This is a genomic window from Psychromonas sp. L1A2 (assembly GCF_009828855.1).
Lineage (GTDB): Bacteria > Pseudomonadota > Gammaproteobacteria > Enterobacterales > Psychromonadaceae > Psychromonas.
The window spans coordinates 1,458,660-1,472,020 of the sequence record NZ_WUAG01000001.1 but is presented as its reverse complement, the minus strand read 5'-3'; the positions used below and the strand labels follow the sequence as shown (position 1 = coordinate 1,472,020).

Here is a 13,361-nt window from a genome sequence, read left to right as displayed (position 1 = left end):
CTAATTTTGGCCTTAACTTCTCTACCCTTCGTGCCTCCGCGGTTAATTCGCTTTGACTTTAAAAACACAACTAACCACGAAGCGCTGCGCTTCACGAAGAAAAACCATCATTAATATTTTTTTAAGCTTTTGACTTAACCTTCTCTACTCTTCGTGCCTTCGTGGTTAATCCGCTTTTGACTTTAAAAACATAACTAACCACGAAGCGCTTCGCTACACGAAGAGCACGAAGAAAAAACGACATGATTAAAATAATTGAATCTTCTCCGCCTTTCACACCTTAGTAGTTAAATAGCTTTGGTTATTAAGTTTTAAAACGCTTAATACCATTCTTCAAAAAAACAGTATTAAAATTAATTAACAGACCTGTCTTCACATTAGCTAATTTCATATAGGTTAATATTTGTGCTTCATGGATAGCTGTTAACTGACTTACACTTTTGAGTTCAATAATGATCTCATCAGCAACGAGTAGATCAATTCTATAGGCGCAATCAATCTCAATAGATTTATATCTTATAGGTAAGGAAAATTGTTGCTTGTATGGGATATTTAAATTGGATAATTCATAAGCTAAACATTTTTCATAACTCGACTCTAGTAATCCAGGACCTAAGTTTTTATGAACTTCAATAGCACAACCAATAACTTAAAAAGATAAATCATCAAACTCCATATTATTATCCTCAACTTCAAATATTAATTAGTATAGTTAACTAACTAAAATAATCTGTTAATGCTATTTAATCGTAAAGTTTTTGCTTTAAAAAGACTTAGCAAACCACGAAAAACACCTTTAAAAATGAATGTCTGCTTTTGAACTTACCTTCTCTACTCTTCGTGCCTTCGTGGTTAATTCGCTTTTGACTTTAAAAACACAACTAACCACGAAGCGCTGCGCTACACGAAGAAAAACCATCATTAATATTTTTTTAAGCTTTTGATTTAACCTTCTCTACTCTTCGTGCCTTCGTGGTTAATCCGCTTTTGAGTTTAAAGATCTTAATCAACCACGAAGCGCTTCGCTACACGAAGGGCACGAAGAAAAACCTTTAAAATTGAATAGCTGCTTTTGAGCTTACCTTCTCTACTCTTCGTGCCTTCGTGGTTAATTAGCTTTTGACTGTAAAGATCTTAAGCAACCACGAAGAGCACGAAGAAACACCAACATGATTAAAATATTTTTTGATTTAACCTTCTCCACCCTTCGTGCCTTCGTGGTCAAACTGCTTTTGATTTTAAAAACACAACTAACCACGAAGCGCTGCGCTTCACGAAGGACACGAAGAAACACCAACATGATTAAAATGTTTTTTGATTTAACCTTCTCCACCCTTCGTGCCTTCGTGGTTAATCGGCTTTTGACTTTAAAAAAAACAACTAACCACGAAGAACAGAACTACACGAAAGCCTCGAAGAAAGACCTTTAAAAGTGTAATGTGAACACAAAAAGCAAAACAAGCAGCCTGAAGCATGCGTCCCAAGGTCAAAATATCTACCCTTTGAGGCTAACCTATTTTTTAACTTATCCCCTATTTCCCCTTCGAGGTTAATCCATTTTTGAGTGTTAAATTAACGCTTACATTGCTTATTAATCGCTTTTTTCAACACGACAAGCTCTGCAATCAACACGCTTTTTTGCGATGATGTTAAACTGGCCTGATATTTTATTTGGTTATACAACGTAGCAAACTTTAGCAATGAAGGCTGCGCATTAACCTTAAGCTCGCCTAACGTTTTACAGTAATCTACAACTGTCTGTCCTTTGCTTCTTGTTAAATATTTTTCAGTTACTTTCTCATATAACTGATTAAACAGACGATCTTCAATAGATAATTTTTCAGATTGCCACGGTTTAAATATCCATAATGCAGTGATCGTTGCGCCTAAAAATAACAGTAGCAGAATCAACATTGATAAATTTAACCAAGGAATATTACTCAATAAACGTTTCAGTATTTCAAGTTGCTTCTGATTATCATAATTTATAACCCAAACCGCCCAAAAATAATCAGCTCTATCAAGAAAGTTAGTAAGTTGATTGAATAATTGATTATTTTGCCAATGACGAAGTGACAAGTATTGCCCTGATAAAAACTCACTTTGATCATCCAAGCTTTGCAAGATACCTTGCTCAACGCGTTCTGGTGAAACATAAGCCGTTGGGTCAACACGCACCCATTGCTTATCTTTCCAAATTTCAACCCAAGCATGAGCATCATATTGGCGTACGCTCAAAAACGCATTCGAGTTATCCCATTCCCCTCCTAAATAACCAGCGACCATACGTGCAGGCACATCCAATACCCTAGCCACATACAAATAAGTACTCGCGTAATGAACACAAAATCCTGCTTGTGATGAAAAGAGAAAATCATCAATTTGTTGCCCACCCAATAAAGGTGGTTTTAAGGTATAACGAAAATCACCTTTATTAAACATCGTTAACAATTGTTCTAATATCGTATATTTATCAATACCTGCAGCGAGCTTATTGTCTATCCACTCTCTTGTTTTAGGGTTATCTATTGCTGCAATCTTATTTGGTAACTGCGTATATTTTTGTAATGATTTAGCGGTATTAGCAAAACCATCAACTTGCTTATATTGCTCTATTTCAAAGGCTTGACGTTTATAAACAGGATCGATACTGCGTAAGCTAAAGTCACTTAACAAGGTACTGTCATTACTTGAATAGGCAAAATCTAGACTCGGTACGTAATGTTTATAATGAGGTTCTAGTATTAATTGATAACTACTTTGTTTATCAATTAATTCGTATTCAATCTGTTGTCCTCTTCTAACCCTTCGTTCTTCTCTTTTCAGGCTGCTACTCTGTGACCATGTTTTCCCATCAAACTCATCTAAAGTAAGCACTCGCCAATAACGCGCTTGCCCCTTCGGCGGCTCACCACTAAAACTCGCTCTAAACGCTAATGCAGAAGATTGACTTAACTCAGCAATACTGCCCGGGCTGACACTATCCGTTAACCCCGTCGTTGCTTTATTTTGTAATGGCATTTGCCACATAGAAGGTAGGCGAGGTAACACAAGGAAAAGAATAATCGCCAATGGCAAACTTAAGACTAATATCTTACTCAGTATTTTAAGTTGGGGTTTTGTGTTTAAAGCTGCACCGTGTATTGACAGTAAAATCATTAGCAGCAGACATGCCACAATGGCAGCTGCACTGGCCATCAATATAGTATGATTAAACACAAGGAAAACCGCGACGAGCACTAAACCTGTATTGACAAAAAAGTGCACATCTCGAACAGATTTTAATTCCAGAAACTTAAGACTAAACCCTAACAAAATGACATGTACTAATATATTTAGCACACCTAATTTATAAACCATCAACACAATAATCGCGATACAAACGACCGATATACTATTGGTAATAGCTTTATTTAATGCCGTCACTCGTCCAGTAAACAGTGCAATACGCCACGCAGCACAAAGCACACCAAAAATGATTAATAGTGCATTGACTTGATCAGCTAATAACACGAGAACTAATGCATAACTAAACACAATTAACGACAAGCTTTGACGTGTTAGAAACTCAGGCATGCTCATCTCCATATAACGCTAAGGCACGCAAACATAACTGTTGATGTTCCGCACCAGAGCCAACGTCAATAACCCTTGTTCCAAGATCTAATGCATAGCTAATGCCTTGCTGTTCATACGTTAACACTTGATAAGCTAACATGGATAACCGCTTTTCAGTGGGCACACCATTAAAAGCAGATAGCGATAAAAACACATCGCCACCTCGCTCTTCCTCAAACAACTTAGTAAAAGTCCCTTTGCCTTGAGCAACTTGTTTCCATGCGATCGATTTTAAGGACTCGCCCTGTTGAAATGGCTTTAAAGTACTAAACGTATCAAAACCAACTTTAGCTGCTTGGTTGCCTACATCAGTTTCTTCACCGCTTAGCACCACGTCATTTAATGCATTTTCAATGGGGCTTGGGTATAACAAGCTTGAGAAACCCAGATCGATATGTGACCACACTCTAAACAACCCAAAAGGATAATAAGACTGAACCGTGACTCGCCCAGGTTTAAACCAACCTCGTTTCGCACTTTTTGCAAACAAGGTTATATTTTGTTGTTCAGATAAAGGTTGCGCGATGCTCGAAGGGAAAGTTGAACTAGCCTGTTTAAAAGCAAAACTCGTTTGTTGGGCACGATTCGATTTGGCATTTCTTGGCAAGGTTAAACGAAGTGTGAATGTACAATTTTCATTAGCAAATTGATCTTCACTATTGGTCGCCGTCAACACAAGACCTGATAAGTTTTGATAACTTAATAGTAAACACGTGATCATAAAGCTTAATAAAAAGTATACTAAAAATAGAATTAAGTTGTTTTGATAATTAGTGCCAACCAAAAATAAAATAACACAGGTCGCCAAAAACATCAGGCCAAAACGAGATGGGAAAATAAAACTATTACCTCGATTTAAGGTAATACTATCAACCACGGGAATACGCTTAATAAGCCAACGGTCGAAGCGTTGATTTATCAGCGTCTTAAACTTATTAGTAATTTTTTTTGCGGTCATTCCGTTACCTTTACTCGATCTTTTTTGCTATTTCAGTTTCAGTGATGGTTTATAAAGATAATGTTTAGCAGTCGCTTTAGTCTGCATATGTAGTGATAGCTTGTGGTACCACCTTATAACAATGCCTTATAACAATACCTTTTACCTATAACAACGACTGATGGTGAAGTTCTTATAGCCTTTAAGTGAAAAACTATTGCAGAGGATCAACATTGTTTAACAGTGTTTGGCTCAACGCTTGACCGCCTTTCTTAAAACCATTCACTCCATTTAATCGGTGATCTGCCACAGCAGCAAACACCGCTTGAATATCTTCAGGCGTCACGTAATCACGCTGTTCAATAAAAGCCATTGCTTTAGCTGCACTTAACAACACTTTTGAGCAACGAGGAGACAAGGCATTGGTGTATTCAGCACCGTAACGGCTCTCTTCAATTAAACGGATCAGGTAATGTAATACCGCATCACTTGCTTGCACTGTTCGGACGGCTGCTTGCATTTCATTTAATTGTAGGCTGTCAATAATGGCTTCGGTTGATTGTGGCTGATATTGCCCTTTTAACATTAATAACTCAGCGTCCTTACTAGGAAAACCTAATTCGATACGCATCATAAAACGGTCTAACTGAGACTCAGGCAATGGGAACGTGCCAGCTTGATCCTGTGGATTTTGTGTCGCAATAACAAAAAAAGGGTCGCTTAACGGGTAGGTATGTTTATCAATAGATATTTTACGCTCTTCCATCGCTTCTAATAATGCACTTTGTGTTTTAGGACTGGCGCGGTTTATTTCATCGGCTAATAACACTTGTGTAAAAACAGGACCTTGATGAAAGGTGAATTGCTGCAATTGCTTATCAAAAATGGACACCCCTAAAATGTCGGCAGGCAACATATCACTGGTGAATTGTACGCGTTGATAATCTAACCCTAATGTTCGAGCCAATGCACCCGCTAACGTTGTTTTGCCCATCCCCGGTAAATCCTCAATCAACAGGTGACCATCGGCTAATAAACAAACCAGCGCCAGCTTAGTCTGTCGCTCTTTACCTAATAAAACAGCATTCAGCTGTGCCAATATTTTTGCAATCTTATTATGCATTGTCTGTTATTCCTCTAAGCAAGCACTAACACTTCAGTGATAGATATTATTGATAAACAACAGATTAGCTTAATTACATCCAGACAAGAAACAATTAAATAAAATACTTACAATACAATCAGTTTAACCACAAAACGGCGTTTATTTAATTAACGCTTTCTACAAGATGCGATCTTTAGTGAATTTACAACTATGTTGGCCAACCCCCATATCAAATATAAGCAACTTAATATCTATACGACAGCATAGCTCAAACATTAAAATACAAATCTAATGCTAAAAACTTAATTTTTTTAAGATGCATTTGCTTATATTTAATTTACTTCTACTCTCTTTGTCCATTCAAAATGAATAAAATAGTTAATAACTTAATTAATAAAACTACACACTACAACATAAGTTTTGGATCAATAATTGCTAATTTAAATAGTAATCACTTTTCGATAATATTTATAGTGTATATACTCCTTTATGGCTAACTCCTTCACTTTTTATATGAATCTAAGAAGGAATATTTAACAACTTCAGGAAATAGAAAATGAAAAAAACAATACTAATAGTAGTATTTGCAATGTTTGTTATTGCGGCAATTACTAGCATTGCTTCAACCTCTTATATTTCTAACCAAGAAATAGATAAAATAATTCTCAAAAAATCACAGCAACAGGCTTCTTTACTGGTTACCAATGTTGAATATATTCTAGAAAATCACCACAACCATTGGTCGACTTACAAAGTTTGGTCACTTCACTTAAAAATCGTCCTGATATTTCCTATGCCATTGTCATTAATAAACAAGTAAAAGCGGTTGCACACAGTGACAGAGAAAAGCTTAATAAAGTCTACGACGACAGTTATTCGGTAAAAGGTGCAAGCCAAGGGGTTTCTCAACACTCTAAATGGTATGCCGACGTACAAAAAGTGTGGGTTTACGACATCATGACTCCTATCTATGTCAACGGTGAGCTTTATGGAACGGTAGATATCGGTATTCCAATTACAGAAGTCAGCAAAGCGGCTGCTGACATATTAATGATTCAGTTAGTTGCAATCTCAGGGATATTTATTATCTGTATCTGTATTCTTATTTGGGTAATGAATCATCTTTTCAAACCCCTTTCAGGATTACAACTTGCATTAGAAGATATCTCTAAAGGTGACGGTGACCTTACCGTAAGATTGCCTATTAAAGGTAATGATGAAATCACGCGTATCTCGATCGCTTTCAATTCCTTTGCTAGCAATATTAATGAAATAGTGACTCAAGTTGTTAAAACAGGCGTGCAATTAGGTCTGTCAGCTACCGATGTTAGAGACCAAGCTTTACGTTCATTAACACGAGGTGAAGAACAAAGTGAGCAATCTATCTTAGTCGTCACCTCAATGAACGAAATGATCGCAACCATCAATGAAATTTCTTCAAATGCATCAGGTGCGGCTGATGCAGCACAAGATGTAAACAAAGAAACGCAAGAGGGTAATAAAATACTACAGGAGGCGACGAGCACCATCCAAAACCTATCTGAAGAAATCAACAATACTTCACTAGTGATTACGTCATTAGCCGATAGAACACAATCTATAGGATCAATTCTTGAAGTTATTAACAGTATTTCAGAACAAACTAATCTGCTTGCTTTAAATGCAGCCATTGAAGCAGCGCGCGCCGGAGAAGCCGGAAGAGGTTTTGCAGTAGTAGCCGATGAAGTCAGAAACCTAGCAACAAAAACTGCTAAATCAACGGGTGAAATCCAAAAAATGATTGACTACCTTCAAACTGAAGCTAAAAGTGCAGTAGAGGCAATGGACATCAGTAAATCGTTAACCTATGAAGGTTCAAAAGCCACTGAAGAAGCGCAACAAGCACTCGTCAAAATATCAAATCAAGTCATCGCAATATTAGATTTAAATACTCAAGTAGCCACTGCAACAGAGGAACAATCGAGTGTATCTAATGAAATTAACATGAATATGGATACAGTGAATAACTCAATAGTAGAAGGTGCAACTGCTAGTCAGGCATTAGAGGTCACCAGCAGAAACTTAACCGAACTTGCAGACACGTTAGATAAGCATGTAGGCTCTTTCAAAATATAAAGCGCATTTTGTAGATCAACTGACAGGTTATATTACAAATATAATCTGTCAGTAAATACAGCTAAAAATACTATTTTAAAATCAAACTTAACGTGTTCAGCTCCTCTACAATACGAAATAAACTACTCCTTAAACTACTCCTTAAACTACTTTCTAAATTTGAGTCCATGAAATGACTTTAAAACTAGGGGGACTCTGCATTACTTTAAATTACTTAATATGCTGATAATTCTTCATTTACATTAAAGTATTTCTCGAAAAAACATCTAATATTTGCTATATTCCACCACCCCTTTCCGGCGTTGCAGGTTTACTTTTAATTTGTTCGCCCTTTGAGAGGCTAATATTTACTAACCGGAGTGTTGCAATGAAAGTTCGTGCATCCGTTAAAAAGATCTGTCGTAACTGCAAAGTAATCAAGCGCCACGGTGTGGTGCGAGTTATCTGCGTAGAGCCAAAGCATAAACAACGCCAAGGCTAAAGTTTGGATATCAAAATCCTAGTGATTCAAGTTTGAATCGCATTTTATAATCATTATTTGTAGAGCATCCTTTCGGGCTTTTCGCAAATAAATCGTTAACTTTAAGGAGTGCATAGTGGCCCGTATCGCTGGCATTAACGTTCCTGATCATAAGCATGCAGTTATCGCATTAACTGCTATTTTTGGTATCGGCAAGACTCGTTCACAAATTATTTGTGCTGAGTCAGGTATTGCTGAAAATACTAAGCTTAAAGATCTGGATGAAACACAAATCGAAGCGCTTCGTACAGAAGTAGCTAAATTCGCCGTTGAAGGTGATTTACGTCGTGAAGTATCTATGAGCATCAAGCGTCTAATGGACCTTGGTTGTTACCGTGGACTTCGTCATCGTCGCAGCTTGCCTGTACGTGGACAGCGTTCTAAAACGAATGCTCGTACCCGTAAAGGTCCGCGCAAAGCAATTAAGAAATAGGGTAAGAGATCATGGCTAAAACACCAACTCGTGCTCGCAAGCGCGTTAAAAAGCAAGTGGCAGATGGTATGGCTCACATCCATGCTTCTTTCAACAACACAATCGTCACTATTACAGACCGTCAAGGTAATGCGCTTTCTTGGGCTACTGCAGGTGGTTCTGGTTTCCGTGGTTCTCGTAAATCTACTCCGTTCGCTGCACAGGTTGCTGCTGAACGTGCTGCTGAAGCAGCGAAAGAGTATGGCCTTAAAAACGTAGAAGTTTTTGTAAATGGACCAGGACCTGGTCGTGAATCTTCGATTCGCGCACTAAACGCGGCGGGTTTCCGTGTAACTAATATTACTGACGTTACACCGATCCCACATAATGGTTGTCGTCCACCAAAGAAACGTCGCGTTTAATCGCAACTTCTAAGGTAATTGGAGAAAGAACAATGGCAAGATATTTAGGTCCTAAGCTTAAGCTTAGCCGTCGCGAAGGTACTGATTTATTCTTAAAATCAGGCGTTCGAGCGATCGAATCTAAGTGTAAAATCGAAAACGCACCGGGTGTACACGGTGCGCGTAAACCACGTCTATCAGACTACGGTTTACAATTACGTGAAAAGCAAAAAGTACGTCGTATGTACGGTGTATTAGAAAAGCAATTCCGTAACTACTACAAAGAAGCTGCTCGTTTACAGGGCAACACTGGTGAAAACTTACTTCTTTTATTAGAAGGTCGTTTAGACAATGTTGTATACCGTATGGGTTTTGGCGCTACACGTGCTGAATCACGTCAACTAGTTAGCCATAAAGCTATCCTAGTGAACGGTAAAGTTGTAAATATCCCTTCATTCAACGTTAAACCTAGCGATGTTATCGCAATCCGTGAAAAAGCTAAAAAGCAAACACGTATTGGCGCTGCATTAGAAATCGCTGGTCAACGTGAAGCCCTTGCTTGGGTTGAAGTTGATACAACGAAGATGGAAGGCGAATTTAAGCGTCAACCTGAACGTTCAGATTTATCTGCTGAGATTAACGAACAGTTAATCATCGAGCTTTACTCTAAGTAAAGTTAACTGCTAAGAGAGGGCATAAATGCAGGGTTCTGTAATTGATTTTCTAAAACCAAGATTAGTTGATATCGAACAAATTTCAACAACTAGAGCTAAAGTGGTTCTTGAGCCACTAGAACGTGGTTTTGGCCACACTTTAGGTAATGCGCTTCGTCGTATTTTATTATCGTCTATGCCTGGCACAGCGGTAACTGAAGTCGAAATTGATGGTGTACAACATGAGTACAGCACCAAAGAAGGCGTGCAAGAAGATATCCTAGAGATTCTTCTTAACCTTAAAGGGCTAGCTGTAAAACTTGAAGGTAAAAACGAAGTTTTAGTTAGTTTAACTAAATCTGGCGCTGGTCCTGTTACTGCAGGCGACATCATTCATGATGGTGATGTAGAGATAGTCAACCCAGAACATGTGATCTGTAATTTAACGGGCAATGCTGAAATCAGCATGCGTATTAAAATTGAAGCAGGTCGCGGTTATGTTCCAGCTTCATCTCGTATTCATAGCGAAGAAGATGAGCGTCCAATTGGTCGTCTTTTAGTAGATGCGACTTTTAGCCCTGTTGAGCGTATTGCTTACAGTGTTGAATCAGCTCGTGTTGAACAACGTACCGATTTAGACAAACTTATTATCGATATGGAAACAGACGGTACTATTGAGCCTGAAGAAGCAATTCGTCGCGCAGCTACTATTTTAGCTGAGCAATTAGACGCATTTGTTGATTTACGAACAAAAGTACAAGTGCCAGTTGAAGAAGAAAAACCTGCATTTGATCCAATTCTTTTACGCCCAGTAGATGATTTAGAATTAACTGTTCGTTCTGCTAATTGTTTAAAAGCAGAGTCGATTTACTATATCGGTGATCTAGTACAATGTACTGAAGTTGCACTTCTAAAAACACCTAACTTAGGTAAGAAGTCTCTAACTGAAATCAAAGATGTACTTGCTTCACGTGGACTGTCTCTAGGCATGCGCTTAGAAAACTGGCCACCAGCAAGTTTAATCGAAGATTAGTCTAAAACCGATTTACGAATAATAAGGATTAGGTTATGCGCCATCGTCAAAGTGGACGTCAACTTAACCGAAACAGCAGCCACCGTCAGGCTATGTTTCGTAATATGGCAATCTCTATTGCTACGCATGAAGTTATTAAAACGACTGTGCCGAAAGCAAAAGAATTGCGTCGTGTAATTGAGCCATTAATTACACTAGCTAAAGTGGATAGCGTTGCTAACCGTCGTTTAGCGTTTGCTCGTCTTCGTGATGATGCAACAGTAGCAAAATTGTTTAATGAACTAGGTCCTCGCTACGCGACTCGTCCTGGTGGTTACACTAGTATCATTAAATGTGGTTTCCGTACTGGCGATAAAGCTCCAATGGCTTACATCCAGTTCGTAGACCGTCCAGTTGTAGCGGACGAAGAAGCGTAAGTTTCTTTATAGTTGCAAGAAAAAAGCCGAACTTATGTTCGGCTTTTTTGTTTTAATATTATGCTCTAATCTAAATTTTAAAATTAGAAAATTAGAAAATTAGAAAATGACAATGAAATCAGTCTATGCTTTTACAAAGCAACTTAAGTACAACACATCCAATCTGTTGGGCCAAAAAAGGTGGCACTGCATTACCTACTTGAACATATTGTTCTGTTCTATTTCCTTCAAAAATATAGTTATCAGGAAATGTTTGTAATCTAGCAGCCTCACGAACAGTAAGACTCCGGCATTGTTTAGGATCGTAATGAACGAAGTAGTATTCTGGTCTAATTGAACTGGACACTTTAATTTTGGATAATACTATCCACTATAGAGGTGAACATGAATACAAAACGTCAGTACAAAACTTATACCACAGAATTTAGAGCAGAAGCATTAGCGTTGGTCAGTGAACAAGGTTATACCGTTCAAGAAGCTGCATCTGCATTGGGCATTACGACTAGTCTACTTTACAGCTGGAAACAAAAAGTTGAAGAGCATGCAAATTCAACCGTAAATTCTGATGAACGGACTGAATTATTAGCGCTAAGAAAAGAAGTTAAAACCCTCCGAATGGAGAAAGAAATACTAAAAAAGGCCAGTGCCTTCTTCGCAAAAGAAATGAAGTAAAGTTTCGATATATTCGATCGTATCGCTCTAAATATCCCATAAAACTACTTTGTAATGTACTGCAAGTGAGTCGCAGTGCATTTTATGATTGGCTAGAACGACCGGCTAAAATTATCAGTGAAGAAGAATTGAATATGTACCGTACTGCACGACAGCTATTTAAACGTAGTCGTGGCAGTTTAGGCTCGCGGCAACTGTGTAAGAACTTAAGACTAGCAGGATTTAAAGTCGGCCGTCACCGTACGCGTAGCATCATGCGTAAGTTGAAATTCGTTGTTAAGCAACGCCAAGCATACAAAGTAACAACCAAACGGAAACACAGTGATAGCATTGCAGATAACTTACTGGCTCAGCAATTCAATCCTGCTCAAGCAAACTTAGTGTGGGCAGGTGATAAGAACGAATCAAGGCTGGATGTATTTAGCTATTGTGATGGACTTATACTCACGTAGGATCGTTGGCTGGTCAATATCAAAACCTATGACCGTTGATTTGGTTGAGCGAGCATTACAGATGGCGATTAATATTAAGCGACCAAAACCTGGCCTAATGTTCCATAGTGATCGAGGCTCTCAATATACGAGTGGACGATTTAGTGCGTTATTGAACAAATATAGAATAACCGCATCGATTAGTAGTGTTGGTGCTTGCTTAGATAACGCGGTTGTAGAGCAATTTTTTGGCAGTTTAAAGAATGAATGGTTATTCAATGTTGTTCATTTAACACGTGATGCAATGAAGATGGATATTGAAGAATATATCCGTTATTACAGCCATGAAAGACTGCATACTACACTTGGTGATTTAACACCGATTAATTATGAAAATTTACAAAGTCAGGTGTCCGGTTGGGCTTGACCAGAATACCCTAATAAGTTATTAAATTGATTCAAAAATAATGTTTAAAAACCCAAGAGATATTACCCGCAGGTATTAAAAAATGTATTCAGGTCGATTGATAAGTCATGGCTCTCCTGAGTTCGCATTTTGCCAAGTAAAATACCTTGATGTAACTGCACTTGACGTAAAAGAGGCAAGATTGTTTTTTCATCCCAAGTGAAATTGGCTAGTTAGTTTGTTTCAAGAGCCACATAACGCCCCTTCCTATTGCTTTAATAGTGCAAATAGAAACTTTATTCGATTCATGTTATGAGGCGAATAATTAATATAAATAATTGCCTCATTATGTGAATATTAAGACCTATCACTGATCTGACGTAAAATAACTAACAGTTAAAATGGCAGATCAATAAATCAATTTATTTGATTACACCAATGGAATCAAAATACCTATATCTATCAATAAACGCACTTCAATGAAATAGATAAAATAATATCAGCTTTGCACTTGTAGAAAACTTTATTTGAAACAGCAATAATATATTGATGCATATTAAGTCAACAACTTAAGTTTTGTAAATATTTGACTGTCTCGGATTAAAAAATTTATAAAATGCCAAATTAAAAAAGTCACTTCAT

At 37.7% G+C, this 13,361-nt stretch carries 11 protein-coding genes and 3 pseudogenes; 8 read left to right on the top strand and 6 right to left on the bottom strand.

What is annotated here, in order from left to right:
* Positions 1-304 precede the first annotated feature (304 nt).
* The 4 genes from GQR59_RS06405 to GQR59_RS06390 form a co-directional block, all read right to left on the bottom strand.
* Entirely contained in the window at positions 305-646 is a 342-nt protein-coding gene (locus GQR59_RS06405; protein ID WP_236546729.1) for a GxxExxY protein, read from the bottom strand.
* Between the two features lie 926 nt (positions 647-1,572).
* Complete coding sequence (locus GQR59_RS06400; RefSeq protein WP_160061187.1) at positions 1,573-3,576, bottom strand: transglutaminase family protein; 2,004 nt, start codon at positions 3,574-3,576, stop codon at positions 1,573-1,575.
* Positions 3,569-4,576, bottom strand: a complete 1,008-nt coding sequence (locus tag GQR59_RS06395) for a DUF58 domain-containing protein (RefSeq protein WP_160061186.1) — start codon at positions 4,574-4,576, stop codon at positions 3,569-3,571. The genes GQR59_RS06400 and GQR59_RS06395 overlap by 8 nt, the downstream gene beginning before the upstream one ends.
* A 193-nt stretch (positions 4,577-4,769) precedes the next feature.
* Positions 4,770-5,678: an AAA family ATPase gene (locus GQR59_RS06390; RefSeq protein WP_160061185.1), complete on the bottom strand. Its 909-nt coding sequence runs from the start codon at positions 5,676-5,678 to the stop codon at positions 4,770-4,772.
* Between the two features lie 720 nt (positions 5,679-6,398).
* Between GQR59_RS06390 and GQR59_RS06385 the strand changes: the two genes are divergently transcribed.
* The 7 genes from GQR59_RS06385 to rplQ all read left to right on the top strand — a co-directional run bounded on the left by GQR59_RS06385 (position 6,399) and on the right by rplQ (position 11,210).
* The gene (locus tag GQR59_RS06385; protein WP_236546672.1) at positions 6,399-7,775 is read left to right on the top strand and encodes a methyl-accepting chemotaxis protein; all 1,377 of its coding nucleotides are present in this window, start codon (positions 6,399-6,401) and stop codon (positions 7,773-7,775) included.
* 367 nt (positions 7,776-8,142) lie between these two features.
* Positions 8,143-8,256: a 50S ribosomal protein L36 gene (rpmJ, locus tag GQR59_RS06380; protein ID WP_011770886.1), complete on the top strand. Its 114-nt coding sequence runs from the start codon at positions 8,143-8,145 to the stop codon at positions 8,254-8,256.
* Between the two features lie 115 nt (positions 8,257-8,371).
* The gene (gene rpsM / locus GQR59_RS06375) at positions 8,372-8,728 is read left to right on the top strand and encodes a 30S ribosomal protein S13 (protein WP_025565958.1); all 357 of its coding nucleotides are present in this window, start codon (positions 8,372-8,374) and stop codon (positions 8,726-8,728) included.
* A gap of 11 nt (positions 8,729-8,739) precedes the next feature.
* Entirely contained in the window at positions 8,740-9,129 is a 390-nt protein-coding gene (gene rpsK, locus GQR59_RS06370; protein WP_019613697.1) for a 30S ribosomal protein S11, read from the top strand.
* A gap of 32 nt (positions 9,130-9,161) precedes the next feature.
* Positions 9,162-9,782 (top strand): 30S ribosomal protein S4, encoded by a 621-nt coding sequence (rpsD, locus tag GQR59_RS06365; protein ID WP_160061184.1) that lies wholly within the window; start codon positions 9,162-9,164, stop codon positions 9,780-9,782.
* Positions 9,783-9,807: 25 nt separating this feature from the next.
* A complete protein-coding gene (locus tag GQR59_RS06360) occupies positions 9,808-10,794 on the top strand; it encodes a DNA-directed RNA polymerase subunit alpha (RefSeq protein ID WP_160061183.1) in 987 nt (328 codons plus the stop codon).
* 35 nt (positions 10,795-10,829) lie between these two features.
* The gene (gene rplQ, locus GQR59_RS06355) at positions 10,830-11,210 is read left to right on the top strand and encodes a 50S ribosomal protein L17 (protein ID WP_137297931.1); all 381 of its coding nucleotides are present in this window, start codon (positions 10,830-10,832) and stop codon (positions 11,208-11,210) included.
* 118 nt (positions 11,211-11,328) lie between these two features.
* On the opposite strand, the pseudogene GQR59_RS06350 reads toward rplQ, so the two are convergent.
* A pseudogene (locus GQR59_RS06350) lies at positions 11,329-11,532 on the bottom strand (DNA cytosine methyltransferase); the annotation flags it as partial.
* Between the two features lie 62 nt (positions 11,533-11,594).
* Here GQR59_RS06350 and GQR59_RS06345 point away from each other — a divergent pair.
* Positions 11,595-12,740 (top strand): annotated as a pseudogene (locus tag GQR59_RS06345) (IS3 family transposase).
* Between the two features lie 62 nt (positions 12,741-12,802).
* On the opposite strand, the pseudogene GQR59_RS18990 reads toward GQR59_RS06345, so the two are convergent.
* A pseudogene (locus tag GQR59_RS18990) lies at positions 12,803-12,934 on the bottom strand (hypothetical protein); the annotation flags it as partial.
* Positions 12,935-13,361 lie beyond the last annotated feature (427 nt).